The sequence below is a fragment of the Saccharopolyspora antiqui genome (genome assembly GCF_052246905.1).
GTDB lineage: Bacteria > Actinomycetota > Actinomycetes > Mycobacteriales > Pseudonocardiaceae > Saccharopolyspora.
The window spans coordinates 159,496-185,548 of the sequence record NZ_JBQQBO010000012.1 but is presented as its reverse complement, the minus strand read 5'-3'; the positions used below and the strand labels follow the sequence as shown (position 1 = coordinate 185,548).

At 70.6% G+C, this 26,053-nt stretch carries 22 protein-coding genes and 2 riboswitches; of the genes, 16 read left to right on the top strand and 6 right to left on the bottom strand.

All coding sequences use genetic code 11. The features are described from left to right. The first annotated feature begins 83 nt into the window (after nt 1–83). The 6 genes from ACTWQN_RS20380 (at nt 84) to ACTWQN_RS20355 (ending at nt 5,479) form a co-directional block, all read left to right on the top strand. Entirely contained in the window at nt 84–1,871 is a 1,788-nt protein-coding gene (locus tag ACTWQN_RS20380; protein WP_443205096.1) for a penicillin-binding transpeptidase domain-containing protein, read from the top strand. 56 nt (nt 1,872–1,927) lie between these two features. Then, nucleotides 1,928–2,200, top strand: coding sequence for a type II toxin-antitoxin system Phd/YefM family antitoxin (locus ACTWQN_RS20375; protein WP_443205095.1), 273 nt, complete (start codon nt 1,928–1,930; stop codon nt 2,198–2,200). Next, complete coding sequence (locus tag ACTWQN_RS20370; RefSeq protein WP_443205094.1) at nt 2,197–2,589, top strand: type II toxin-antitoxin system VapC family toxin; 393 nt, start codon at nt 2,197–2,199, stop codon at nt 2,587–2,589. The genes ACTWQN_RS20375 and ACTWQN_RS20370 overlap by 4 nt, the downstream gene beginning before the upstream one ends. An 86-nt stretch (nt 2,590–2,675) precedes the next feature. Next, nucleotides 2,676–3,533 (top strand): type I methionyl aminopeptidase, encoded by an 858-nt coding sequence (gene map, locus ACTWQN_RS20365; protein WP_443205093.1) that lies wholly within the window; start codon nt 2,676–2,678, stop codon nt 3,531–3,533. Nucleotides 3,534–3,678: 145 nt separating this feature from the next. Next, nucleotides 3,679–5,211, top strand: coding sequence for a cobyric acid synthase (locus ACTWQN_RS20360; RefSeq protein WP_443205092.1), 1,533 nt, complete (start codon nt 3,679–3,681; stop codon nt 5,209–5,211). A 19-nt stretch (nt 5,212–5,230) separates the two neighbouring features. Beyond that, complete coding sequence (locus ACTWQN_RS20355) at nt 5,231–5,479, top strand: type II toxin-antitoxin system Phd/YefM family antitoxin (protein ID WP_443205091.1); 249 nt, start codon at nt 5,231–5,233, stop codon at nt 5,477–5,479. On the opposite strand, the gene ACTWQN_RS20350 is transcribed toward ACTWQN_RS20355, so the two are convergent. Continuing rightward, a complete protein-coding gene (locus ACTWQN_RS20350; protein ID WP_443205090.1) occupies nt 5,449–6,150 on the bottom strand; it encodes a FadR/GntR family transcriptional regulator in 702 nt (233 codons plus the stop codon). The genes ACTWQN_RS20355 and ACTWQN_RS20350 overlap by 31 nt on opposite strands. Before the next feature lie 88 nt (nt 6,151–6,238). On the opposite strand from ACTWQN_RS20350, the gene ACTWQN_RS20345 reads away from it, so the two are divergent. Then, nucleotides 6,239–7,501: a CynX/NimT family MFS transporter gene (locus ACTWQN_RS20345; protein ID WP_443205089.1), complete on the top strand. Its 1,263-nt coding sequence runs from the start codon at nt 6,239–6,241 to the stop codon at nt 7,499–7,501. Between the two features lie 65 nt (nt 7,502–7,566). Here ACTWQN_RS20345 and ACTWQN_RS20340 read toward each other — a convergent pair whose 3' ends face one another. The 3 genes from ACTWQN_RS20340 to ACTWQN_RS20330 all read right to left on the bottom strand — a co-directional run bounded on the left by ACTWQN_RS20340 (nt 7,567) and on the right by ACTWQN_RS20330 (nt 10,735). Next, a complete protein-coding gene (locus ACTWQN_RS20340; protein ID WP_443205088.1) occupies nt 7,567–8,964 on the bottom strand; it encodes a mycothione reductase in 1,398 nt (465 codons plus the stop codon). A gap of 14 nt (nt 8,965–8,978) precedes the next feature. Continuing rightward, on the bottom strand, nt 8,979–10,007 hold the full coding sequence (locus ACTWQN_RS20335; RefSeq protein ID WP_443205087.1) for a VanZ family protein: 1,029 nt from the start codon (nt 10,005–10,007) through the stop codon (nt 8,979–8,981). 182 nt (nt 10,008–10,189) lie between these two features. Beyond that, nucleotides 10,190–10,735 carry a YbhB/YbcL family Raf kinase inhibitor-like protein gene (locus tag ACTWQN_RS20330; protein WP_443205086.1) on the bottom strand — a complete coding sequence of 182 codons (546 nt, stop codon included), beginning with the start codon at nt 10,733–10,735 and terminating at the stop codon, nt 10,190–10,192. Nucleotides 10,736–11,086: 351 nt separating this feature from the next. Here ACTWQN_RS20330 and ACTWQN_RS20325 point away from each other — a divergent pair, with 351 nt between their 5' ends. From ACTWQN_RS20325 to ACTWQN_RS20305, 5 genes are all read left to right on the top strand, one after another. Beyond that, entirely contained in the window at nt 11,087–12,061 is a 975-nt protein-coding gene (locus ACTWQN_RS20325; protein ID WP_443205085.1) for a sugar kinase, read from the top strand. Nucleotides 12,062–12,063: 2 nt separating this feature from the next. Then, nucleotides 12,064–12,660, top strand: a complete 597-nt coding sequence (locus ACTWQN_RS20320) for a bifunctional 4-hydroxy-2-oxoglutarate aldolase/2-dehydro-3-deoxy-phosphogluconate aldolase (protein WP_443205084.1) — start codon at nt 12,064–12,066, stop codon at nt 12,658–12,660. Nucleotides 12,661–12,677: 17 nt separating this feature from the next. Next, nucleotides 12,678–13,589, top strand: a complete 912-nt coding sequence (locus ACTWQN_RS20315) for a D-isomer specific 2-hydroxyacid dehydrogenase family protein (RefSeq protein WP_443205083.1) — start codon at nt 12,678–12,680, stop codon at nt 13,587–13,589. A gap of 276 nt (nt 13,590–13,865) precedes the next feature. Then, nucleotides 13,866–13,998, top strand: a riboswitch (cobalamin riboswitch). 99 nt (nt 13,999–14,097) lie between these two features. After that, nucleotides 14,098–17,787, top strand: a complete 3,690-nt coding sequence (gene cobN / locus ACTWQN_RS20310) for a cobaltochelatase subunit CobN (protein ID WP_443205154.1) — start codon at nt 14,098–14,100, stop codon at nt 17,785–17,787. A 252-nt stretch (nt 17,788–18,039) separates the two neighbouring features. After that, the gene (locus ACTWQN_RS20305) at nt 18,040–18,846 is read left to right on the top strand and encodes a S1 family peptidase (protein ID WP_443205082.1); all 807 of its coding nucleotides are present in this window, start codon (nt 18,040–18,042) and stop codon (nt 18,844–18,846) included. 204 nt (nt 18,847–19,050) lie between these two features. Here the strand turns inward: ACTWQN_RS20305 and ACTWQN_RS20300 are convergent, their stop codons facing one another. After that, nucleotides 19,051–19,956 carry a LysR family transcriptional regulator gene (locus tag ACTWQN_RS20300; RefSeq protein WP_443205081.1) on the bottom strand — a complete coding sequence of 302 codons (906 nt, stop codon included), beginning with the start codon at nt 19,954–19,956 and terminating at the stop codon, nt 19,051–19,053. A gap of 229 nt (nt 19,957–20,185) precedes the next feature. Here ACTWQN_RS20300 and ACTWQN_RS20295 point away from each other — a divergent pair, with 229 nt between their 5' ends. Then, nucleotides 20,186–21,412 (top strand): MFS transporter, encoded by a 1,227-nt coding sequence (locus ACTWQN_RS20295; protein WP_443205080.1) that lies wholly within the window; start codon nt 20,186–20,188, stop codon nt 21,410–21,412. Here ACTWQN_RS20295 and ACTWQN_RS20290 read toward each other — a convergent pair. Then, a complete protein-coding gene (locus tag ACTWQN_RS20290) occupies nt 21,326–21,958 on the bottom strand; it encodes a LysE family translocator (protein WP_443205079.1) in 633 nt (210 codons plus the stop codon). The two genes, ACTWQN_RS20295 and ACTWQN_RS20290, sit on opposite strands and share 87 nt — an antisense overlap. A 289-nt stretch (nt 21,959–22,247) precedes the next feature. On the opposite strand from ACTWQN_RS20290, the gene ACTWQN_RS20285 reads away from it, so the two are divergent. The 3 genes from ACTWQN_RS20285 (at nt 22,248) to ACTWQN_RS20275 (ending at nt 26,044) form a co-directional block, all read left to right on the top strand. After that, nucleotides 22,248–23,075: a S1 family peptidase gene (locus tag ACTWQN_RS20285; RefSeq protein WP_443205078.1), complete on the top strand. Its 828-nt coding sequence runs from the start codon at nt 22,248–22,250 to the stop codon at nt 23,073–23,075. Nucleotides 23,076–23,158: 83 nt separating this feature from the next. Beyond that, nucleotides 23,159–23,626, top strand: coding sequence for a GNAT family N-acetyltransferase (locus ACTWQN_RS20280; RefSeq protein WP_443205077.1), 468 nt, complete (start codon nt 23,159–23,161; stop codon nt 23,624–23,626). Nucleotides 23,627–23,840: 214 nt separating this feature from the next. Further along, nucleotides 23,841–23,966: riboswitch (cobalamin riboswitch) on the top strand. A gap of 56 nt (nt 23,967–24,022) precedes the next feature. Then, complete coding sequence (locus ACTWQN_RS20275) at nt 24,023–26,044, top strand: putative cobaltochelatase (protein ID WP_443205076.1); 2,022 nt, start codon at nt 24,023–24,025, stop codon at nt 26,042–26,044. Nucleotides 26,045–26,053: the final 9 nt, after the last annotated feature.

Here is a 26,053-nt window from a genome sequence, read left to right as displayed (position 1 = left end):
GTGTGACAGGTGAAGGGCACCTTTCGCCAAGTTACTTGGTAAAAGGTGCCCTTCACCCGTGGGCTGACGGCATACTCGCGGGCATGGGTTCGTTGCGGATCTTCGTCGGGTTGGCCGTGTTGGTGTTGGTGCCGTTGGCTGGCTGTAGCAGTGGGCCTTCGGAGGAGGATGTGGCCCGGTCCTTCGTGAACGCCGTGGCGGCTGGGGACGTGGCCGGGGCGGCGAACCAGACGGATCAGCCGCAGCAGGCCAGGCAGGCGCTGGAGGCCGCGCGTCGCGAACTTTCGCCGACGGCGGTGCACGCGACGGTTCGGGAAGTGGCCGACGACGCTCAGGGGGTGCCGACCGCCCGGTTCGACATGTCCTGGGACTTCGGCAACGGCAAGGTCTGGAACTACCCGAGCGAGCTGAAGCTCGTCGAGGGGGACGAGGGCTGGAAGGTCCGCTGGGCGCCGTCGGTCCTGCACCCGCAGCTCGGTGTTGGGCAGACCCTGGCCTTCCAGGAACAACGACCCGATCCGGCGCCGGTGCTGGACCGCGACGGCAAGGAGATCATGGGGCCGGAGCAGCTGGTCACCGTGAGCCTGAGCCCGTCGGAAGCCGGTGATGTGCCGGGCGCCGCGGCATCGCTGGCAGGTGCGCTGCGCACCATCGATCCCGGCATCACCCAGCAGTCCATTTTGGACGGTGCGGGGCGGACGCCGCCGGGTCAGCCGTACGCGGTGGTCACGTTGCGGCAGAGCGACTACGAGCAGGTCAAATCGCAGATCTACGACCTGCCGGGAGTGCGCTTCCCGGCCCAGACGCGGCTGGTCACCACCGAGCGGGGGTTGGGCACCCAGGTGCTCGCCGGAGTGGCGCGCACGGTCGACGCGCAGGTCGAGGCCAACGCCGGTTGGCGCGTCGTGACGTTGGACGCGACCGGCAACACGGCCACCGAACTGCACAGCGTCGCGGAACGACCGGTCGCGACGACCAACGTGACCCTCAGCGACCGCACGCAGCAGGCGGCCGAGCAGGCGCTGGATTCGGTACCGCAGGCCGCGATGCTGGTGGCCGTGCAGCCGTCCACCGGGGATGTGCTCGCGGTCGCCCAGAACGCGCCCGCCGACGCGCAGGGCCCGGTCGCGCTGTCCGGTCAGTACCCGCCCGGCTCGACGTTCAAGACGGTGACCGCGACCGCCGGATTGGAGACCGGCAAGGTCGACGTCAACACCCCGGTGGACTGTCCGGGCAAGAAGGTGTTCGACGGCCGGGTGCTGCCCAACGAGGACGAATTCGACCTCGGCAGGGTGCCGTTGCACACGGCTTTCGCGCAGTCCTGCAACACCTCCTTCGCGCAGGTTTCGGTCGATCTGCCCGGCCAGGCGTTGACCGATGCGGCGCACCAGTTCGGCCTCGGCGTGGACTTCGAGATGCCCGGCGCGACCACCCTCACCGGCAAGGTGCCGCCCGCCGACAGCACGGTGCAGCGCGCGGAGAACGGCATCGGGCAGGGCACGGTGCTGGCCAGCCCGTTCGGCATGGCGCTGGTGACGGCTTCGGTGGCGAAGGGGCAGATGGTGGTGCCGACGTTGATCCGGGGCACGACGACCAAGGCCAACGCCACTCCGCAACCGCCGCCGCAGGCGGCGCTCGACCAGCTCCGGACGATGATGCGCGAGGTGGTGACCTCGGGTACCGCGACCGCGCTGAACGGCTCCGGTGATGTCCGGGGCAAGACCGGGACCGCGCAGTTCGGCGACGGCACCCATTCGCACGGCTGGTTCGTCGGGTACCGGGGCGATCTGGCCTTCGCGGTGCTGTTGACCGATGCGGGGTCGTCCGGACCGGCCGTCGAAGCGGCGCAGCGGTTCCTGGCGGGCAGCTGATCGCTTCACGTGTTCGGGTGATCACCTAGGGTCAGCGTTGTGCTACGTTGTAGCGCATGGAGCGGATCGGCGTCCGTGAGCTGCGGCAGAACGCCAGTCGGTATCTGAAGCGGGTCGCCGCCGGGGAATCGATCCTGGTGACCGATCGCGGCCGGACCGTCGCGGTGCTCAATCCGCCCACGCGTGACCAAGCCCTGTACGACGAACTCGTCGCCGCCGGAGAACTCCTGCCCGGCGACGGCGGCGAGCTCCCCGAACCGTTGCCAGCAGCGCCGACCCCGAGCGTCTCCGACCGGCTGCTGCGCAGGCGTGAACAGGAGCGGTTTTGATCTACTTCGATTCCTCTGCGCTGATCAAGCTGATCGCCCCGGAGCCGGAGAGCAAGGCGCTTAGCCAGTGGGTCCGGGAGCGCTGGGAGTACCCACGGGTGACCAGCGCGTTGTCGAAGGTGGACGTGCTGCGCACCTTCCGCGAGGTGGGCCCGGCCGCCGAAGACCTGGCGTCGATCATCGTGTCGAAGATCGACCAGCTGCCGGTGAAGCAGGACGTGCTGGACGTGGCCGCCGAGCTGCGCTGCAACGTCGGGCCGGTGGACGCCATCCACCTCGCCTCCGCGTACAAGATCAAGGACGGTCTGCACGCCTACGTCTCCTACGACCCGGCGCTGCTGGCAGCGGCCGAGGGGGCCGGTATGGCCACCGCATCACCCGGCGCGTGACCTCCGGTCGGTGAGCGGGAAAGCGGGCTCCAGCGTGCTTTCGCACTCCTGAGCGGTCGCCTCGGCGACGTGGTTAAAGTGGGGGCATGCCGGTTCGAACTCCGTTGAAGCCAGGCGTGCAGACGCCGCGTCGCCCAGTCCCATCGCACATCGAGCGTCCCGAGTACGTGGACAAACCGGCTCCCAAGCGCAACATCGATCCCTACGTGCAGCCGCCCGAGGTCATCGAGGCGATGCGGGTGGCGGGCAAGCTCGCCGCGCGGGCCCTGGCCGAGGCGGGCAAGGCGGTGCGGCCTGGTGCTACCACCGATCAGGTGGACGCGGTGGTGCACGATTTCTTCTGCGACCACGGGGTGTACCCGTCGACGCTGGGCTACCGGGGCTTCCCGAAGTCGTCCTGCACCTCGCTGAACGAGGTCATCTGCCACGGCATCCCGGACTCGACGGTGATCGAGGACGGCGACATCGTCAACGTCGACGTCACCGGGTTCATCGGCGGCGTGCACGGCGACACCAACGCGACGTTCCTGGCCGGTGCGGTCTCCGAAGAGGCGCGGCTGCTGGTGGAGCGCACCCACGAGGCGTTGATGCGCGGCATCAGGGCCGCCAAGCCGGGCCGCCAGCTCAACGTGATCGGCCGGGTCATCGAGTCCTACGCCAAGCGGTTCGGCTACGGCGTGGTCCGCGACTTCACCGGGCACGGCATCGGCCGTTCGTTCCACAGTGGACTGGTGATCCTGCACTACGACGAGCCGTCGGTGCAGACCGTGCTGGAGCCGGGGATGACCTTCACCATCGAGCCGATGATCACCCTCGGCACCCACGAGTACGACATGTGGAACGACGGCTGGACGGTCACCACCAAGGACAAGAGCTGGACCGCCCAGTTCGAGCACACGATCCTGATCACCGAAGAAGGCAACGAAATCCTCACCCTGCCGTGAGCGATCGGCCGTCTGCCCGGCGTCTTGCCATGCGCAGCGGGACGTCGCGAGGTCGCTGTGATTCGCGGCGTTTGGACAAAACCGGACACGGCGGGCTGAGCGCAGCGAGTGCCGGGGGCGTCGGCGAATGCGGTAGGAACGTCGGGTGAATGCGTTGTTGGTCGCCGGGACGACGTCGGATGCCGGGAAGAGCGTGGTCACCGCTGGGATCTGCCGTTGGTTGGCGCGCGGTGGCGCTCGGGTCGCGCCGTTCAAGGCGCAGAACATGTCCAACAACTCGGTGGTCACGCCGGATGGTGGTGAGATCGGCCGAGCGCAGGCGTTGCAGGCCGCCGCGTGCGGCATCGAACCGTCGGTGCGGTTCAACCCGGTGCTGCTCAAGCCCGGCAGCGACCGCAGCTCGCAGGTCGTGGTGCTCGGCCAGGTCTCCGGCGAGGTGACCGCGATGTCCTACCGGGCCCGCAAGGCGGCCCTGCTGGACACCGTGGTGTCCACATTGGACGAATTGCGCGCGGAGCACGACTACGTCGTGTGCGAGGGCGCCGGGTCGCCCGCCGAGATCAACCTGCGGGCCAACGACATCGCCAACATGGGTCTCGCGCGGGCCGCCGGCCTGCCGGTGCTGGTGGTCGGCGACATCGACCGAGGTGGGGTGTTCGCGCAGCTCTTCGGCACCCTCGCGCTGCTGGACGCCGCCGACCAGGCGCTGGTCGCCGGGTTCGTGATCAACAAGTTCCGCGGCGACCCGGCGCTGCTGGAGCCCGGCCTGCACCAGCTGCGCGAGCTGACCGGCCGCCCGGTGCACGGCGTGCTCCCGTGGGCCGAGGAACTGTGGCTGGACGCCGAGGATTCACTGTCCTATGTGGCCGATGGGGTGGTCGGGCGACCGGCTCCACCGGCGGGCGGGCAGTGGCTGCGGGTCGCGGTGCCGAGGCTGCCGCGGATCTCCAACGCCACGGACGTCGAGGCGCTGGCCGCGGAGCCGGGTGTCGCGGTCCGGTTCGTCACCGAGCCGTCGCGGTTGGCCGATGCCGACCTGGTCGTGCTGCCCGGCTCGAAGTCGACGGTCGCGGACCTGGCGTGGCTGCGCCGCAGCGGCCTGGCCGACGCGGTCCTCGCGCACGCCCGCGCCGGGGGGCCGGTGGTCGGGATCTGCGGCGGTTTCCAGATGCTGGCCAGGCGCATCGTCGACGAGGTGGAGTCCGGTGCCGGGGTGGTCGACGGGCTCGGTCTGCTCGACCTGGAGATCGAGTTCGCGCCGCGGAAGACGTTGGCGCGGCCTCGTGGCCAGGCCTTCGGCCAGCAGGTTGCGGGCTACGAGATCCACCACGGGGTCGCCGCCCGCATCGGCGAGCTGGCACCGCTGGTGGAGCTGCCCGATGGGCGAGCCGAAGGCGCGGTGACCGATGCCGTGCTCGGCACCCACTGGCACGGGCTGTTCGAGAACGACGCGTTCCGGCGGGCCTTCCTGCGCTGGGCGGCGCTGCGTGCCGGACGGGATGGTTTCGAACCGGCCGCTGGCACGGTGTTCGCCGAAGTGCGCGGCAGGCAGTTGGACCTGCTCGGGGACCTGGTGGAGGAACACCTGGACACCGATGCGCTGCGCGATCTGCTGGAGCGCGGCGCGCCCGGCGGCCTGCCCCGGTTGTCCTCGGGAACGTTCCCGCAATCGGTGTGATCCGGGTAACGTCGATGCCATGGCTGCCGAGTTCTCCGTTGATGAAGCCCGCGAGCGACTGGTGGAGTTGCTCGACCGCGCCGAGTCGGGGGAGGAGATCGTGATCACCCGCTTCGGCGCGCCGTCGGTGTGGCTGCAACCCGCGCGGCCCCGGTCCGGCGGTGGGTTCGCCGCTGGCGTGATCGCGGCGGCGTGGGTCGCCCCGGCCGCCGGGGACGCGTTCGACGTCGGAACGGACTACTGGCCGGACTCGTCTTCGTCCGGCTGAGGCCCCATCTGGGCCAGCAACTCGTCGAGGAACGCGCCTGCCTCCTCGGCAGCGCGCCGCGGCTCGCCGTCGCGCACCGCCGCGAGCAGCTCGGTGTGCGAGACGTGCTGTTCCGGCGGGGTCTCCGGGTTGAAGGTGGTCGCCACGCTGGAGGCCACCGCTTCGCGGATCCCCTCGTACAGCGAGATCAGCACCGGGTTGTGCGAGGCGGCGACCAGCCGCAGGTGGAACTCGGCGTCGGTGGTGACGACGTCCGCGCTGTCCAGGCGCCGCACGGCGGCATCCCGGGTGGTCAGGCAGATCGCCAGTTCGCGTAGGTCGTCTTCGGTGCGGGCCCGGGCGGCCAGCCGCGCGCCCTCCACCTCCAGCGCGCGCCGGACCTCCAGCACCTGGCGCAGCTCGGTGCCGCAGAGCTTGCGCACCGCGCCGGAGATCTCGCTGGTGGCGCGCACGAAGGTGCCGTCGCCCTGGCGCACTTCCAGCAGTCCGGCGTGCGAGAGCGCGCGGACCGCCTCGCGGACGGTGTTGCGGCCGACGCCGAGGGCCGCCACGAGTTCGGTCTCGGGCGGGATCTTGCCGTCCAGCGGCCATTCCCCGGACGACACCAGCTCGCGGATCTGGGCAATGACCTGATCGACCAGCCCGGTCCGCTTGGCGGTGACCAAAGGCACTGACAGATCCTTTCGTCCAAACATCCTACGTTTGACATACTAGGTCGCGATGTCCACCGAGTCGCGACCACAGCACGCCCCTGACCGTGTGGCTGACCAGGATGCCACCCAATCCCCCGTTGATCAGCACCCGCACGCGCTTTCGATCGAGAACGCGGGCGCGGCCGAGCCCGTGTTCCCCGCCAGGCACGTCGCGATGGCCGGTGGCGGGCTGCTGCTCGCCGGTGTCGCGCTCGCGGCGGCGAACATGCGCCCGGCCGTCACCAGCCTGGCCTCGGTGCTCGGCGAAGTGCGCGACTCCCTCGGCGCGTCCACCACCTGGGCGAGCGTGGTGACCTCCGTGCCCACGCTGTGCTTCGGGCTCGCGGGCATCGGCGCTCCGCTGCTGGCCCGGCGGATGGGCATCAACAAGGTCATCGGCGTCTCGCTGGCGGTGCTGACCATCGCCATGCTGCTGCGGGTGAGCGACGGCCCGTGGGCGGTGCTGGGTGGCACCGTGCTGGTCTGCGCCGCGATCGCGATGTGCAACGTGCTGATCCCGGTGGTGGTCAAGGAGTCGTTCCCGACTCGGGTCGGGATGGCCACCGCGCTCTACACCACCGCGATGGCCGCGGGCGGCGCCACCGGCTCGGCGCTGACGCCGTACCTGAACTCCGCCACCGGCAGTTGGCGGCTGTCGCTGGCGACCTGGGCGGTGGTCGCACTGGCCGCGCTGTGCGTGTGGGTGCCCGCCACGGCTCGTCGTTCCTCGACGCATCAGGTCGCCGCTTCGACCGGTCCACGGCGGTCGCTGATGCGCAGCCCGCTCGCGTGGGTGATCACCGGCTACTTCGCGATGCAGTCGCTGGTCGCCTACGTCGTGATGGGCTGGATGCCCGAGGTGTTCAAGGGTGCGGGGATGGACGCCACCAGCGCGGGCATGTTGCTGGGTTTGTTGCTGCTGGTCGGTGTGCCGGTCAACATGATCCTGCCGCCGCTGGTGACCAAGACGCGCAGCCAGTCCAGCTGGGCCATCGGGTTGGCGGTGCTGAACCTCATCGGGATGCTCGGGCTGCTGCTGGCGCCGTTGAGCATGCCGGTGGTGTGGGCGCTGGCGATCGGGACCGGGATCTGCGCCTTCCCGCTGGCGCTGGTGCTCATCTCGCTGCGGACCGCCAACGCCGCCGACACCGCTGTGCTCTCGGCGATGTCGCAGAGCCTCGGCTACCTGATCGCGTCCTTCGGGCCGTTCGTGTTCGGCGTGCTGCACGATTCGACCGGCGACTGGTCGGCCTCGCTGATCGCGACCATGCTGATCGTCGCGGTCCAGGCCGTCTTCGGCGTGATCGCCGGACGCCCCCGCACGATCTGACCCGCCTGGTCGTCCACCGGGGTTAGTGGGTGGTGACCACCCACGAGCGAAATCCGCGCGCTTTCTTACTTCAGGGGCAGGTTCAACAGGGCGTTTTCGATGAGTTCCGGCATGCCGGGGTGGATCCAGTACTGGCCGCGGGCCATGGTGCGGGCGTCCAGGCCGAAGTGCATCGCCTGGATCAGCGGCTGCAGCAGGGTCGGTGCCTGCGGGCCGATGATGTGGGCGCCGAGGAGTTGGCCGGTCTCCGGGTCGGCGAGCAGCTTGGCGAAGCCGGTGGTGTCCTCCATCGCCCAGCCGTAGGCGATGCCCGCGTAGTCCTGGGTCGAGGTGACGTAGTTGACGCCGCGCTGCACCGCCTCCTGCTCGGTGAGGCCGACCGAGGCGATCTGCGGCGCGGAGAACACCGCGTGCGGCACGAACCGGTGGTCGGACTCGATCGGCTCCTCGGGGTGCAGCAGGTTGTGCTGCACCACGCGCATCTCGTGGTTGGCGACGTGCTTGAGCTCGTAGTCGGAGCTGATGTCGCCCAACGCCCACACCCCGTCGACCGAGGTCAGCTGGGTGGCGTCGGCCTTGATCTTGCCTTCCGCGGTGAGTTCGAACCCACCGGCCGCGGCGTCGAGCAGGTCGGTGTTGGGCACCCGGCCCACCGCGATGAGCAGCGCCTCGGCCGACACCGCCTCGGCACCGTCCGGTCCTTCCAGGTGCAGGCGGACCAGCTCGCCGTCGCGCTCCACCGCGATTTCCTTGCGGTTCAACCGCAGGTCCCACCGATCGGCGGCGAGCTCGGTGAACCGGGTGGAGACGTCGACGTCCTCGCCGCGCAGCACCCGGCCGGAGCGGGCGATCATGGTGACCTCGACGCCCAGCGAGGAGAACACGTGCGCGAACTCCGCGCCGACGAACCCGGTGCCGATGATGATCATCCGGCGGGGCAGCTCGTCGAGCCGCATCACCGTGTCGCTGGTGTAGTAGTCGACCTGGTCCAGGCCGGGGATCTCCGGGACGGTCGGGCGACTGCCGGCGGCCACCACGACGCGGTCCGCGGTGATCGTCTCGGGCCCGGCGGCGGTGTCCACGGTCAGCTGCTTGATCCCGGTGAACCGGGCGACGCCCTCGTAGAGGGTGACGTTCTGGTTGTCCTCGGCGCGGTAGCGGCGACCACCGGCGGAGATCGCGTCGATGCGACCGAAGATCCGATCCCGGATCTCGCGCCAGTGCACGTCGCGCAGTTCGAGATCGACGCCGAGCTTCGCGCCGCTGGCCGGACTACCGGCGACATCGGCGGTGTGCACGAACATCTTCGTCGGGATGCAACCGACGTTCAGGCAGGTGCCGCCGTAGGCGCCGTTGGGCCCGATGCCCTTCTCGACCAAGGCGACGTCCCAGTCGGCGAAGCGCTCGTCGACGATCGAGTTGCCGGAACCGGTACCGATGATGATCAGATCGAAGTGCCGCACTGGTCGATCCTGCCTCACGTCGAGCGGGCCGCGTTCGCCGCGCACTGGCTTCCTCGGGCGTCGACCAGTTCCAACCCGGCGATCCGCCCGGTGATTCCACGGTGATCTCGGGTGCTGGTCACACCCCAGGCGTGCAAGGTGCACCACAGCAGGCCGAGCACGGCGTCCGGGTCGCCTGCCACGGCCTCGAACACGCCCTGGACCAGGGCGAACCCGCCGATCCCGACCGCCCAGCGGCGCAGCACCACAGCCGGTCCGGGGCGGCCGTTCGGTGCTCGGGCCCGCAACACGACCGCGTGCTGGCCAGGCGAACTGCCATCGCCGATCAGGGTCGCGACCAGCAGCAACGCCGCTGGCCCGAACCACAGCGCGGCTGCCTGCCACCAACCGGTCGGGGCGGTGCCGGTTACCCCGAGCGCGATGTCGGCAGCGCGGGCGCAGCCGACGCCGAGCCACCACAGCAGCAACAGATCGCAGCACATGCCCAGCAGTCGGCGGTGGGCGGTGACCGGGCGCGGTTCGGCGGCGGGGCGTCCGCTGGCCCCGGTGGGCAGCCGCCGCAGGAGCGGCGCGAGCAGGCCACCGAGCAGCGCGCCGGTGGTGTTCGCGATGACGTCGTCGACGTCGAAAACCCGGTAGGGGCACGGGTAGACGAACCAAGCCCCGGTGAGCTGGGTCAGCTCGATGAGCACCGAGGCCGCCGCGCCGAGCACCGCCGCGGTCGGCAGGCCGCGCCGGGCGAGCGCGCCCAGCGGCACGAAGAGCGCGATGTTGCAGGCGAACTGCCCCAACATCGCGGAGCTGCCGGTCAACCCGGCGAACGGGCGCCACTGCGGTGCGAAGCACGTCGCGGCGGATGGCAACGGAAGGAAGACGTAGCAGCACAGGCCGATCGCGTAGAGCAGGACGGCGAAGCGCAGCGCCGCGATGCCCACGCGGAACTCGCCGTGCCGCCGGTGCTCACCGGCCACGAACGGCGCGAACAGCAGCGCGGCCACGGCAGTTGCCACCAGCGCGGCCAACGATCCCGGTAGCACGCTCATCTCGATCTCCTGATCGCCTGCGAAATCTCCCTGCCTTTAAAGAGGCGCGAGGGTGCGATTCGGATACATCTCGATCGGGCGATCTTGGCGCGCGAAAAAGCCGTGCCCGCCCCGGAAGACCGGGACTGGCACGGCTTTTAGAAACTGGCAGCGCCCAACGGGCGAGTTGGCATCCGCCCTCGTCAGCGCTGGTAGGTGGGCGTGATGACGGCCCGAGCGACGGTGTGGAAGGCCAGGTTGAAGCTGACCACCGCCGGGCTGACGCTGTCGTCCACGCCGAGCTTCTCGGTGTCCACGGCGTGGACCACGAAGAAGTAGCGGTGCGTGCGGTCGCCGGGCGGCGGGGCGGCACCGCCGAAGGCGCGCTCACCGAAGTCGTTGGCCACGTGGAAGGATCCGGCCGGGATGCCCCGCCCGTCCCGGTTACCCGCATCGTTGGGCAGCTCGGTGACATCGGCGGGCACGTCGACCAGGATCCAGTGCCAGAATCCGCCCGGGATCGGCGCGTCGGGGTCGAAGCAGGTCACCACGAAGCTCTTGGTGGTCGCCGGGAAGTCCGACCAGCGCAGCTGGGGGGACTGGTTCTGGCCGTCGGCGCCCATGCCGTCGAAGGCGTGGGCCTGGGCCATCGGCTGCCCGTCGGTCACGTCGTCGGAGGTGACGGTGAACGCCGGAACCGCGGGCAGCAGCGAGTACGGATCCGGATCGATCGGGCGCTCCAAGCTCATGCGAGCATCCTCCATCTTCTGGGCTGTGCGTGATCACCGGATGCTCAGCCTAGTGCCTGTCCTTTAACTCGTTTTGCGTTGCGGTGCGGGTGGCGGAACCTCAGACGACGTCTGAGAACCCGCGGCGGTGCCGGTTGCGATAGTGGGCTAAGTGGCTACGCCGCTTCAAAAACAAGATCAAAGACAGGCTCTGAGGTCGACCGACCGCCACCCGCGCGGGCGCACGGCGGATCCGCCACGTGTCCAACGCCGCACAACATGTTGCATATTGTGCAATGGAGATGTGTATTTCGCAGCGACGAGTCGTTAAGCTGTCCCCCGACGGTGCGGCGCGTGATCGAGGAGGCGAACGTGGCGGAGCCCAGCAGCGGCCCCGGTGAGGTGTTGTGCCTGGGGGAGACGATGTCGCTGGTTTCCCCGGCCGCCCCGGTGTCCCTCGAACAGGCCCCGACGTTCACCCTCTCCGCCGGTGGTGCCGAGTCCAATGTGGCCATTCACCTGGCCGCGCTCGGGCACCGGGTCGGCTGGGCCAGCCGGGTTGGCGACGATCCGCTCGGCCGCCGCATGGTGGCGGCCATCGCTGCCGCCGGAGTGGACACCGGCCTGGTGGAGGTGCGCTCCGACGCGCCGACCGGCGTGTACTTCAAGGATCCCGGCCCGCAGGGCACCAGGGTCTACTACTACCGAGCGGGCTCCGCAGCGTCCACAATGGACGAATATTTCCTCGCGGACGAACTGCTCGACGCGCCGCGACTGCTGCACCTCAGCGGCATCACCGCCGCGCTGTCCGACGGCTGCGACCGGCTCGTCCAGCGGGTGCTGACCCGCGAACGCCGCGCCCGGATCACCTTCGACGTCAACTACCGCCCAGCGCTGTGGTCGGTCGAGCGGGCCGGGCCGCGGCTGCGGGAACTCGCCCAGCTCGCCGATGTCGTGTTCGTCGGACTTGACGAGGCGACCACCCTCTGGGGCGTCGAAACCGCTGCGGACGTGCGGAAACTGCTGGATGAGCCGAGTACCGTCGTGGTCAAGGACGGCGCCGATGCCGCCTACGCCCTGGGGGATGACACGGTGGTCGTGCCAGCCCCGAAGGTCGACGTCGTTGAGCCGGTGGGCGCCGGGGACGCCTTCGCCGCCGGATACCTCTCCGGTGTGCTGCGCGGCGAGGACGGCGTCCGGTGCCTGCGGCTCGGGCACATCCTGGCCGCGCAGAGCCTGCTCAGCACCGAAGACCACGTGGCGCCGCCGGATCGTGGCGCGATAGACGAGTGGCTCGGCTACGACGAGCAGCAGTGGGGCACCTTGAGCTTCGGCAGGAGTGAGTGAACGTGGGTTTCTTCGACAAGCTCTTCACCGGCCCGGTCATGGCGATCCTGCGCGGGATGGACCCGCAGCGGACCGTCGAACTGGCCGAGCGGGCGTGGGATCTGGGCATCGAGGCGGTCGAGGTACCGATCGAAACCCAGCGGGCCGAGTCGTCGCTGCGCGCGGCGGTGCTGGCGGGCGCGAAGCGCGATCGACCGGTGGGCGCCGGGACGATCGTGACCACCGAGCAGCTGCACACCGCCAAGGAACTCGGCGCGGCGTTCACCGTGGCGCCGGGCCTGGACCCCGAGGTCGCTCGGCTGAGCGCGGAACTCGACCTGCCGCACCTGCCCGGCGTGGCCACCCCGAGCGAGATCCAGCACGCCCACCGCCTCGGACTGTCCTGGATCAAGGCGTTTCCGGCTGCGGAGCTGGGCGCCGGGTGGTTCCGGGCGATGCTCGGCCCGTTCCCGGGCCTGCGCATGGTGGCCACCGGTGGGATGAACTCGCACAACGCACCGGAATTCCTCGCGGCCGGGGCGGCCGTGGTCGCGGTCGGTTCGGCGTTGGAGGATGCCGACCAGCTGCCCGCCTTGGCGAAGTTGGTCGACAACAGCTGATCGGAGACGGAGTAGACGTGAAGGTCCACATCGGTCCGGACGCCCCGCCGGAGCTTTCGGCGGCGGTCGTCGCGGCGGGTGCCGAGCTCGGCTCGGCCGCGGAGTCCACCGCGCTGATCTGGTACGGCGGCAAGCCCGACCGGTTCGCCGAATTCGACCACTCAGGCCTGGAGTGGGTGCAGCTTCCCTCGGCCGGTATCGAATCCTGGGTGGCCGCCGGTGCGCTGCGCGACGGCATCACCTTCACCTCCGCGGCGGGCACCTACGCCCAGACCGTCGCCGAACACACCCTCGGCCTGATGCTGGCCGGAGCGCGACGGCTGAACGTGATGGCCCGGGCCGATCGCTGGGCGCGTCCGGCGGGCATGCGCGGTCTGTTCGGCGCGACGGTCGGCATCATCGGTGCGGGCGGCATCGGTCGGGCGCTGATCGAGTTGTTGCGGCCCTTCGAGGTTCGGGTGCTCGCGGTGAACAGGTCCGGCAAACCGGTCGACGGGGCGGCCTGGACCTGGGGATCCGACGACGTCGCCGGGGTGGGCCAACTGCTGGCCGAGTCGGACTTCGTCGTGCTGGCCGCGCCGGCGACCGCTGAGACGGCGAAGCTGATCGATGCCGATGCGCTGGCCCGGATGCGCGCCGACGCGTGGTTGGTCAACATCGCGCGCGGATCGCTGGTCGACACCGACGCGCTGGTGGCGGCGTTGGACGCGGAGCGCATCGGTGGCGCGGCGTTGGACGTGACGGACCCGGAACCGCTGCCGGACGGACATCCGCTCTTCCAGCATCCGCGGGCGATCATCTCGCCGCACTCCGCGAACCCGCAGTCGCTGCTGATCCCGGCCCTGGCCCGGCGGGTCGAGGACAACGTTCGCCGGAGGCTGGCGGGCGAGCCGTTGCTCGGCGTGGTCGACCGCGCAGCGGGCTACTGACGCACCCGGGTGGTGCGGGGGTCGGGCGATTTCGCGCGAAACCGCCACCCTCTCTCCACGGGAACTGCCGATTTCCCGTGAAATCGCCCGTTTCCTCGGCACCGGCGCGCAGCCGGTCACGGCCAAGTCCCGAACCTGGCAGGGTGCTTTGCCGGATTTCGGGGCTGCGGTGTTGGGCAGGGCTGCTGTCGCAGCTCGCCGAGATGGTTCGGCGGTGTCCGGGTCGGCGGTGCTTGAGCCGTTAGGATGAGGTCCAGCCAGACGGCGGTGTCGCGGAGGAACCCGGTGCGAATCCGGGGCGGTCGCGCCACTGTGACCGGGGAGCAGCCCCCACTAGCCACTGCCCGGACCGCGATGGCGGCTCGGGCGGGAAGGCGGAGACCTGCGGTGATCCGGGAGCCAGGACACTCCTGCCGCCGTGACCCCACCGGGGCGCGCACCCCGAGAGAGGACGACCGTGAGCGAGCCTGCCCGCGAAACGACTCCCCGCGAAATTGGCCCCGGTGAAATTGGGCCCGGTGAAATTGGGCCCGGTGAAATTGGGCGAGTCCTGCTGCTGTCCACTGCGGACACCGATCTGCTGGCTGCCAAAGCCGCTGCCGCCGACTACCGGGTCGCGAACCCCGCCCGCGTCGCCGCCGAAGAGGTCCCGGCACTGCTCACCGACGTGGACGTGGTGGTGGTCCGCCTGCTGGGTGGCCGTCGGGCCTGGTCGGAAGGCCTCGACGCGGTGCTGGCCACCGGTGTCCCCACAGTCGCGCTCGGTGGCGAGGCCACCCCGGACGCCGAGCTGATGGCACTGTCCACTGTGCCCACCGGGGTCACCGCGCAGGCGCTCGCCTACCTCGTCGAAGGCGGCCCGGAGAACCTCGCCCAGCTGGCCCGGTTCCTCTCCGACACGGTGCTGCTGACCGGGGAGGGCTTCGCCGCACCGGAGAAGATGCCCGAGTTCGGTCGCCACAGCGACCGGCCGCACGATCCGTCCCGGCCCACGGTGGGCATCGTCTTCTACCGCGCCCACGCCCTGGCGGGCAACACCGCGTTCGTGGATTCCCTGGCCGACCAGGTGGAAGACGCCGGTGCCAACGCGGTGGCGGTGTTCTGCGGTTCGCTGCGCGGGCTGACCGATGCGGCCGGGCTGCGCGAGCTGCTCAGCGGCTGCGATGCCCTGGTGGCGACCGTGCTGGCCGCCGGTGGAACCGTGGCGGCGGAGGCGAGTGCGGGTGGCGACGAGGATTCCTGGGACGCCGGTGCGCTGGCCGAACTCGACATCCCCGTCCTGCAGGGCCTGTGCCTGACCACCAGTCGGGCGGTGTGGGCGGAAAGCGACGCGGCGCTGTCGCCGATGGACGCGGCGATGCAGGTCGCGGTGCCGGAGTTCGACGGTCGGCTGATCAGCGTGCCGTTCTCCTTCAAGGAAAGCGGCCCGGACGGCATCCCGGTCTACGTCGCCGATCCGGAGCGGGCGCGGCGCGTCGCGGGCACCGCGGTGTCGCTGGCCCGGCTGCGCCACGTCGACAACGCGGACAAGCGGCTCGGGGTGGTCCTCTCGTCCTACCCGACCAAGCATTCCCGCGTCGGCAACGCCGTCGGCCTGGACACTCCCGCGTCGGCCGTCGTGCTGCTGCGCGCGCTGGCCGCCGCGGGCTACGACCTGGACGGCCTGGACGTGTCCGGGTTGGACGGCGACAGGCTGATCCACCGGTTGATCGCCTCAGGTGGGCACGATGTCGAGTGGCTGACCGAGGACCAGATGTCCGAGGCGGCGATCCGGGTGCCCGCCACGCGCTACCGCGAGTGGTTCGACGCGTTGCCGGAGGCGTTGCGGGCGGCGATGACCGAACACTGGGGCGCCCCGCCCGGCAGCCTCTACGTCGACGACGAGGGTTCGATCTACGTCGCGGCGCTGCGCTTCGGCAACGTGGTGCTGATGATCCAGCCGCCGCGCGGCTTCGGGGAGAACCCGATCGCGATCTACCACGATCCGGACCTCCCGCCGTCGCACCAGTACCTGGCCGCCTACCGGTGGCTGGCCGAGGAGTTCGGCGCGCACGCGGTGATCCACCTGGGCAAGCACGGCACCCTGGAATGGCTGCCGGGCAAGGGCCTCGGCTTGGCGGCCGACTGCGCACCGGACGCGGTGCTGGGCGAGCTGCCGCTGATCTACCCGTTCATCGTCAACGATCCAGGCGAAGGCACCCAGGCCAAGCGCCGCGGGCACGCCGTCGTGGTCGACCACCTGATCCCGCCGATGGCCCGCGCGGACAGCTACGGCGACATCGCCAAGCTGGAGCAGCTGCTCGACGAGTACGCCATCGTCGCCGACCTGGATCCGGCCAAGAAACCCACGCTGCGCAACCAGATCTGGGAGCTGATCACCTCCGCCGACCTGCACCACGACCTGCACCAGGAGGACCAGCCCGACGCGGCGGCCTTCGACGACTTCGTGCTGCACGTCGACGGCTACCTGTGCGAGATCAAGGACGTGCAGATCCGCGACGGCCTGCACATCCTTGGCCGCGCGCCGCGCGATGGCGAACTGGTCAACGACGTGCTCGCGATCCTGCGCGCCCGGCAGGTCTTCGGCGGCACCGTCGGCGCGCTGCCCGGCCTGCGCTCCGCACTCGCCGTCCACTTCGGACTCGACGAGCAGGCGCTGCTGGCCGAGCCGGGCGCGAAGGTGGCCGTGCCGAGCGCGTTGACGCAGCTCGTCGAGGGCCCGGCCGCCTCCGCATCCGATGCGGTCGACCTGCTGGAAGCCTTGGCGCGCAAGCTGATCACCGCACTGGCCGAGACCGGGTGGCAGGCCGGGCAGGTCCGGGAAGTTGTCGCCGGGGTGCTCGGTGCGGCCGTGGACCCGGTGGCTCGGGTGCTGCGCTTCGCCTGCACCGAGGTCGTGCCCCGGCTGGCGCGGACCACCGAAGAGGTCGAGCACATCGTGCACGCGCTGGACGGAGGCTTCGTACCGGCCGGTCCGTCGGGATCGCCGACCCGCGGGCTGATCTCGGTGCTGCCCACCGGCCGCAACTTCTACTCGGTGGATCCGAAGGCCATCCCGTCCCGCAACGCCTTCGACGTCGGCGCGGCGCTGGCCGAGTCGCTGCTGGCGCGGCACCGCGCGGACACCGGGGAATACCCGAGGTCGGTCGGGCTGACCGTGTGGGGCACCTCCGCGATGCGCACCCAGGGCGACGACCTCGGCGAGATCCTGTGGCTGCTGGGCTGCCGCCCGGTGTGGGACGACGCCTCGCGCCGGGTGACCGGCTTCCAGGTGGTGCCGGTGGCGGAGCTGGGCCGCCCGCGCATCGACGTGGTGGTCCGCATCTCCGGCTTCTTCCGCGACGCCTTCCCGCACGTGGTGGCGCTCATCGACGACGCGGTGCGGACCGCGGCCGAGCTGGACGAGCCCGACGAGGACAACTACGTCGCCGCGCACTACCGCGCCGACCTGGCCGAACACGGCGACGAACGGCGCGCCTCGACCCGCGTCTTCGGGTCCAAGCCGGGTGCCTACGGCGCGGGCCTGCTGCCGCTGATCGACGCCCGGAACTGGCGCAGCGACGCCGATCTGGCCGAGGTGTACGCGACCTGGGGCGGTTACGCCTACGGGCGCGGGCTGGACGGCCGGGAGGCGCGCACCGACATGGAGTCGGCGTTCCGCCGCATCCAGGTCGCGGCGAAGAACGTCGACACCCGCGAGCACGACATCGCCGATTCCGACGACTACTTCCAGTACCACGGCGGCATGGTGGCCATGGTGCGGGCCTTGGCCGGGCGGAATCCGGCGGCCTACGTGGGTGACTCGGCGGTGCCGCACGCGGTCAAGACCCGAACGCTGGGCGAGGAGACCAAGCGCGTCTTCCGGGCCCGCGTGGTCAACCCGAAGTGGATCTCGGCCATGCAGCGGCACGGCTACAAGGGTGCGTTCGAGCTGGCGGCCACAGTGGATTACCTGTTCGGCTTCGACGCCACCGCGGGCGTGGTCGACGACTGGATGTACGCGAAGCTGGCCGAGTCGTACGTGTTCGACGACCAGGTGCAGCAGTTCATGCGCCAGTCCAATCCGTGGGCGCTGCGCGGCATGACCGAACGCCTGCTGGAAGCGGCCGACCGCGGCCTGTGGGCCGAACCCGACGAAGCCACCCTCGACGGACTGCGCGCGGTCTACCTGGAACTGGAGGGCCAGCTGGAGGACTGACCCGCGTCATGCGTGGAAGTACCTGTTTCCGCCGCGCAGTGTCACTCACCAGTGCAAAGTCCTGTTTGGACACTGTAGTTAGACCGTATGGGTGGCGAATTCGTTGATATTCCACTCGATCGGGTTGCACTGATTAGTCCAGGCGTATCCGAAAACGGGTTGTGATCCTCTTTCTCAGGGAGACTTTGGACGAGCCGGAGGCGGCAGTCGAACTACGGCGTGCCGGATGGCTCCGGGGGAGGAGGCAACGACATGGCGGACACACGGCGCCGGATGTGGTCGATGGTCGGACTGCTGGCGGTGGCGACGCTGTCGTCGGGCTTGCTGACCACGACGGCGAACGCGGCGGACCCCGACACGTCGGAGACCAAGGCACCGCCCATCGTCGGTGGTCAACCGGCCAAGATCGCCGAACACCCATGGGTGGTGTACCTCACCGACACCCAGGGCAACCAGTTCTGCGGGGGCACGGTCGGCAGGGTGAACAAGATCGTCACCGCGGCGCACTGCGTCAGCGACGAAAAGCCGGAGGCGATCCAGGTCGTCGCCGGGCGGGAGAGCAAGCAGGCCACCGACGGCCAGGTCGCCAAGGTGACCGGCATCTGGGTGCACCCGGCCTACCAGAACGCCAACAGCGGCGCCGATGTCGCCGTGCTGACCCTCGACCAGGAACTGCCGCAGCCGCCGCTGGCGATCGCGTCCAAGGACGACGGTGCGCTCTACCAGGCCGGGAAGACTTCCACGGTGCTCGGTTGGGGCGCCACCGCCGAAGGCGGTCAGGCTTCGGACATCCTGCAGAAGGCGGAGGTGCCGGTGGTCAGCGATCAGGAGTGCCAGAAGGCGTACCCGCAGTACAAGGCGGACGCGATGGTGTGCGCCGGACTCCCGCAGGGTGGGGTGGACAGCTGCCAGGGCGATTCCGGCGGACCGCTGGTGGTCGAGAACAAGCTGGTCGGGATCGTCTCCACCGGCAACGGCTGCGCCCGGCCGAACGCCCCGGGCATCTACACCAGGGTGTCGACGTACCACGATGATGTCCAGGCACAACTGGGGTCCTGAAGCCTTCCTGGTGGTCGTCGCGGATCGCGGTCCGAACGGTGTGGGATTCGGACGTCGCCTCGACCAAGGGATCCCGGACATCAGGTGCATCGACGATCCTCGCGAGCGGACGCCGGATTCCGCCACCGCGCGGATGTGGTGAAAGCGGCTCTGCCGCTGGTGGAATCGAAACGGCCGGGGCGCTGCTGGAGCGCCCCGGCCGTGTTACGCGGGCGTCAGCCGGAGCTGCGGGCCGAGTTCCCGAGCCAGGCGGGTGGCCAGCGAGCGGAACATGCGCACCGCCGGGTTCCGGTCGTCCGCGCGGGTGGCCAGCACGCTGTGCTCCCACGGCGCGTCCAGCACCGGCACGCACACCGTGCCAGGCCAGGGGTAGTAGCGCCGGAAGGATTCCAGCGCGGAACCGGCGCCGCGCCCGGCGGCCGCCGCGGCGAGGACTTCGTGCGGGGTGACGCCGTGATCGCTGCTGCGTCGTGGCGAGAGCCCGCCGCGCGCTCCGGCGAAGTACAGGTAGTCGGTGAACTGGCGCGGGGTGAACTCCGGGACGCGGATGTAGGGCAGTTCGAGGATGTCCGCCAGCCGCACCGCCGGGGCATCGGCCAGCTCCCACGACGCGGGCACCACCACGATCCGCCGCTCGGTGGTCAGCACGTCCACGGCGATCCGGTCGTCGTCCGGGGCGGGCCGCACGAAGGCCACGTCGACCCGGTGCTGCACCAGCGCGGAGACGTGTTCGGTGAAGTCCAGCGGTAGCAGCTCGATCGGGATTTCCGGGTGGGACTGGCGAAAAGTCCGCACCGTGGCGGGGGTGAGCTCGGCGGAACCGTGCCCCATGATCCCGACTCGCAGCGTGGTCGCCGCACCCGCATCGGCGACGTCCGCGATCGCGGCATCGGCCGCCGCCAGCAGGGATCGCGCGTGCCGGGCCAACCGTTCACCGGCCGGGGTGAGCCGCACCGGCGTGCGATCGAACAGGCGGGTCCCGAGTTCGCGCTCCAGCTGCTTGATGTGCGCTGTGACCGATGCCGGTGAGCGGAACAAGCGTTCGGCGGCGCGCCCGAAGTGGCCTTCCTCGGCCACCGCGAGGAAGGACGCCAACCGCCGCAGGTCCATGTCCGCAGCTTACGAACGCCCGCCAGCGCGGGCGCGCCACGCGTTCGCCGGATCTACTCCGAACCGGAGTCCGAAACCCCCACATCGCAACGGGTTTCAGGCAAAGGCAGATCTGATTCCGCGATGCGGAAGCGTGCTCGGTGTGGGTGCGAGGCGAAAATCACGGGTCGCGTTCACGAATCGTGAATGCCCGGTGCGGTGGCGCGATCACCCGGCATACAACCAGGCCGTGCGGAACAAATGGTTACCGGCGGCGTTCCTGCTGACCGCCGCGGGCTGGGGCGCGAACCAGTTCTCCTCGCTGCTCGGCGCGTACCAGGCCGAACTGGGGCTGTCCGAACAGGCGGCCACCGGGCTGCTCGCGCTCTACGTGGCCGGGCTGCTGCCCGGTCTGCTGCTGGGCGGACCGCTGGCGGACCGCCACGGTCGGCGACCCGTCGTCTTCGGCGCGATCGTGATCAGCGCGGCCGCGACGACGGCGCTGATGGCGGGCGTGATCGCCGCGCCGTGGCTGGCGGTGGGCCGACTGCTGACCGGGGTGAGCACCGGTGCGGTCCTGGCGGCGGGCAGCGCGTGGGTGCGCGATCTGTCGCACCCGCCGTTCGGCACCGCGGTCGAGGACGGCGTGGGTGCGCGCCGAGCCGGGGTGCTGCTGTCGATGGGGTTCAGCGTGAGCGGCCTGGTGTCCGCGCTGATCGCGCAGTGGGGGCCGGGTCCGCTGGTCAGCGCCTACCTGCCGCACCTGGTGTTGTGCGCGGCGGGGCTGGCGCTGGCGTGGGCGTGTCCGGAGACGCGACCCCGCGAGGTTTCCCGCGGGCCGCGCCGCAGCGGCGTTCGGGACCCGCGGTTCCGGCGGCTGGTGCTGCCGGTCGCGCCGTGGGTTTTCGTCGGCCCGACCGTGGCCTTCGGTGTGCTCCCCGGTCTGGTCACCGCGGATCTGCCCGGGTTCGAGCTCGTCTACGCGGGCGTCGCGACGCTGATCACGCCGGGATTCGGAGCGGTCGTCCAGCCGCTGGCTCGGCGGGTCGCGCGTCGCGGTGAACGGGCCCCGGCCGTCGTCGGGCTGCTCGCGATCGCCGCCGGGCTGGCGTTGGCGGCCATCGCGGTGTGGTGGGTGCTGCCGGGACTGGCGCTGTTCGCCGATCTCCTGCTGGGTACCGGCTACGGGTTCGCCGCGACGTTCTGCCTGACGGTGGTCGGCCGCATCGCGGCGCCGTCGGATTTGGCCAGGCTGACCGCGGTGTTCTGGGCGATCGCCTACATCGGTTTCTGCACGCCGTTCGCGGTCAGCCTGCTGGCCACCTTCGTCGCGCCGCCGGTGCTGCTGCTGGCGCTGGTCGGCCTGGCGCTGTTGACCTGCGCGGCGGTGTCAGCCCGCGACCAGACCGACCGAGATGGTCAACAGCGCCGTCGCGCTGATCACATCCAGCGACTTCGCGACGCGGGGGTGCTGTAGCTGGTCGGCGATGCGGGCCGCGGCGAGCACGATCGTGAGTTCCCAGACCGCGGCGAGCGCCAGGAAGACCGCGCCGAGCAGCACCAGTTGCAGGGCCGGTTGTGCCGCACCGCCAACGAACTGCGGCAGGAACGCGACGCTGAACAGCAGCATCTTCGGGTTCGTGAGGTTGCTCAACAGCCCGCGCAGGTAGGGGTTGGCCGAGTTGGCGGACGGCGTGGTGAGCGCGCCCTCGGCGGATTCCTTCCTGGTCAGCCACAGCCCGCGCAGGATCGTCGCCGCGAGGTAGCCCAGGTAGGCGGCGCCGATCCACTTCAAGGTGGACAGCACGGCCGGTCGGCTGGTGATCAGCGCGCCGAGCCCGGAGATCACCAGCGCCACCTGCGCGATGCTCGCGGTGTGGATCCCGGCCAACGCGCCCAGCCCGGCCCGACGGCCGGCGGTCAGCGAGGCGCGCAGCAGCACGAAGGCGTCCACACCGGGGGTGAGGATGACGACCGCGCTGGCCAGCAGGAAGGTGGGCAACGGGGTCAGGTCCAGCAGCACGGCATTCCTCCTTCGCGACAGCACGCGGCAGCGATCACTTGATCAGGGGTAGATCTGTCACCTGTTCAGGCGCAGTTCGCGGACCCGGTGCTGCACGAGCTCCAGGTCCGCGTCGGATCGGGAAGGATTAACGACCGTCAAAATCGGTCCACCCAGAAAAATCTCCCGTCGACAACGAGTTTAACAGAATATTTTCCTAACGATCTGTGAGTTGCGCCTCGTGATGTTCCTGGGGCCTGGGTGACTACGGTGTGCCGTCGGCAAGATCGGCGAGAGGTGGAGGCACGGCGTGGGGCGTGGCAGTGATCGCAGGACCGGAGCGACGCGCGGCGGTGCGCTGCTGCGGCTGGTCGTCACCAGCGCCGTGACCGCGCTGGCCAGCGTGCACCCGGTGGCGGCCAGCGCCGAAGAACAGCCCGAAGCGCGGGTGCTCGGCGGTACGGACGTCACCACCGACGACGCGCCCTGGGTGGTGGCGCTCGTCGACGACTACGACCGCCAGATCTGCGGCGGCACCCTGGTGAGTCCGATCAAGGTCGTCACGGCCGCGCACTGCACCGTGAACCCGATCACCGGCGAGCAGCGCAGCCCGGCCGAGATCCGCGCGATCGCCGGACGCACCGACCTGCGCAGCGATCTTGGCGTGGTCGGCGAAGTGGAGCGGATCTGGGCCCACCCCGACTACCAGAACTACGTCAACGGCGACGACATCGCGGTCCTGACCCTGCGAACGCCGATGCCGCAGCGTCCGCTGGCGATGGTCGGTCCGGGCGAAACGGCGCCCTACCGGCCGGGCACGATCGGGCGGGTCTTCGGTTGGGGCCGAACGAGCGAATCGGGGCCGCCCTCGGACACGCTGCGCTCGGTCGAAATCCCGATCGCCAGTGACGAAACCTGCCATCGCGCGTACTCGAACTTCGACAGCCGCAGCATGTTCTGCGCCGGGGTCCCGGAGGGCGGCAGCGACGCCTGCGCCGGGGACTCCGGCGGTCCGATCGTCGCCGACGGCCGCCTGATCGGAGTGGTCTCCTACGGCACCGGCTGCGGTCGCCCCAACACCCCCGGCGTCTACACCCGGCTGGCCAGTTATGCCGGAGAGCTGTCGGCGCAGCGGTAGTTCGCGGCCGTCCGGAGTGGTGTTGACTACTCCTGATGCTGGTAAATGCGGGTTTCGAGACCCGACTGTGATATCAGGGAATAGTGACCCTTCAGCCACTTGCGACCGCCGTCCACCGCGCATACACCGCGGACCTGGACGCCGGTGACTTCTACCGGATGTTGCGCCTGCGCGTCGACGTGTTCGTGGTCGAGCAGAAGTGTCCCTACCCGGAGCTGGACGGTCGCGACCTGGAGGAGACCACCAGGCACTTCTGGATCGACTCAGCCGACGGCTACGTGCTGGGCTACCTGCGGTTGCTGGAGGACCCCGACGGCACCTACCGGATCGGCCGGGTCTGCACCGCCAGGGGCGCGCGCGGGCTGGGCCTGGCCCGCAAGCTGATGCGCGCCGCCGTCGCCGAGGTGCGGCACTCGCCCGTGGTGCTCGCCGCGCAGACCTACGCGGTGGACTTCTACCGCACCTTCGGCTTCGTCGAAGACGGTGAGGAATACCTGGAAGACGGCATCCCGCACATCGACATGCGCCGCGAGCCGCGTCGGCCCTCGTGACGGCTCGGATCACCGCGTCGCCGTCGCCGCCGCGGAAAATCTCGACCACTCCGGTCTCCGCTGCGCGCTGCTCTCGCAACTGATCGTCCGCACTCCGCTGGCGGCGATCGCCGTCCCGGCAACGAGATCCAGGACGGGTTCTTGGTCACGCGCTGGTTGGTGCGCTGATCGGGTTCTGCGACGATGCACGTTGATCCGAATGCAAGGGGTGCGCCAGGAAGCCGGTGGGAATCCGGCACGGTCGGCGCCACTGTGACCGGGGAGCTGCCCTCCCTCGCGAGCCACCGGGGTTGACCTGGGAAGGCCGGCGGGCAGCGGTGATCCGGGAGTCAGGACACTGCCGCCCCTCGCCCTCCGACACCGGGGCGTCCGAACCCCGAGGAAGGAACTCCAGGCATGCCAGCTACGACCACCCCGGGATTCCCCTTCTCCGCCGTCGTCGGCCACGACGATCTCCGGCTCGCGCTGCTGCTCAACGCCGTGCACCCGCGCATCGGCGGGGTACTCGTGCGGGGTGAGAAGGGCACCGCGAAGTCGACCGTGGTGCGCGCTCTGGCGGCGTTGCTGCCACCGCTGGAGGTGGTGGCGGACTGCCGATTCGGGTGCGCTCCGCGGCATCCAGACCAGCAGTGCCCGGACGGCCCGCACGAGGGCGCAGCGACGCAGCGACCCGCGCAGCTCGTCGAGCTCCCGGTGGGCGCCACCGAAGATCGCCTGATCGGCTCGCTGGATCTGGAGCGCGCGTTGACCGAAGGAGTCCGCGCCTTCCAGCCGGGCCTGCTCGCCGCCGCGCATCGCGGTGTGCTCTACGTCGACGAGGTGAACCTGCTGCACGACCACCTCGTGGACCTGCTGCTGGACGCGGCGGCGATGGGCCGCGCGCACGTCGAGCGGGACGGTGTTTCGGTGTCGCACGCGGCGTCGTTCCTGTTGGTGGGCACCATGAATCCGGAGGAGGGCGAGCTGCGGCCGCAGTTGCTCGACCGGTTCGGGCTCACCGTGCAGGTCGCGGCGTCGCGGGAGGTCGCGACCCGGACCGAGGTGGTGCGGCGACGCCTGGCCTTCGAGGCGGATCCGGCCGGGTTCGCCGCGCGGTGGGCCGAGGCCGACGCCGAGTTGGCGGCGCGGATCTCGGCCGCCAGCGGCCGGGTGGACTCGGTGGTCCTGCCCGACGCCGAGCTGCGCCGGATTTCCGCGCTGTGCGCGGCCTTCGACGTCGACGGCATGCGCGCGGACCTGGTGCTGGCGCGCACCGCCATCGCGCACGCCGCCTGGCGCGGTGCGGACGCGGTCGCCGAACCGGATGTCGAGGCGGCGGCCCGGCTCGCGCTGCCGCATCGGCGCCGCCGCGATCCGTTCGACGAGCCCGGCATGGCCGAAGACCAGCTGCAACAGGCGCTGGCCGAGGCTGCGGAGCACGCCGACGACGGTGACGACGAGCCGCCGGAAGGCCCGGACGGCGGCGGCGAACCGCCGGAAGGGCCGCCGGAGCCCTCCGGTGGCTCGGGTGGCGCGCAGGACCAGGAGCGCGGCGACGGCCGGGCGCCCGCGGAACGCCCGGCGGGCGCGCCGACGCCCGCGTTCCGGGCGCGGTTGCTGGAGGTGGCGGGGCTGGGCGAGGGTGCGCCGGGGCGCCGGTCGCGGTCCCTGGCGCGCGGCGGTCGGACGACCCGTTCATCCACTGTGGACGGAAACGGCATCCACCTGTCGGCCACCCTGGCCGCGGCGGCTCCGCAGCAGATGGCCCGCGGGCGCAGCGGCGCGGGCCTGCTGTTGCGGCGCGACGACCTGCGGTTCGCCATCCGGGAAGGGCGGGAGGGAAACCTCGTGCTGTTCGCGGTGGACGCGTCGGGGTCGATGGCCGCGCGCGAGCGGATGTCGGCGGTCAGCGGCGCGGTGTTGTCCCTGCTGCGGGATGCCTACCAGCGGCGTGACAAGGTCGGCGTGGTCACCTTCCGAGGTGACTCGGCTGAGCTCGCGCTGCCGCCAACGTCCTCTGTGGACATCGCGGTGACGCGGATGCGGCAGCTGCGCACCGGTGGTCGCACGCCGTTGGCCGACGGGTTGTTGCGGGTGCGCCAAGTGGTGCGGCGCGAGCGGGTGCGGGATCCGCGGCGGCGGGCCCTGGTGGTGCTGCTGACCGACGGAAAGGCCACCGTTGCGGTGGATTCCGAAGTCACCGGAGCACTTCGGGCGCGGCGTGCGGTGGATGACGCGCTGCGCGCGGCAGGGCTGCTCGGTGAAACGAACGTGGCGTCCGTTGTGGTGGACTGCGAGGACGGTCCGGTCCGGCTCGGCCTGGCGGCCCGACTGGCCGGTGCACTGGGCGGTCCCTGCCTGCGCTTGGCGGAACTGTCAGCGGACAACGTGGCCGGCGTGGTCCGCGCTGTGCAGGCTGATCACCGTCGCGCCGCTTGATTTCGTTTT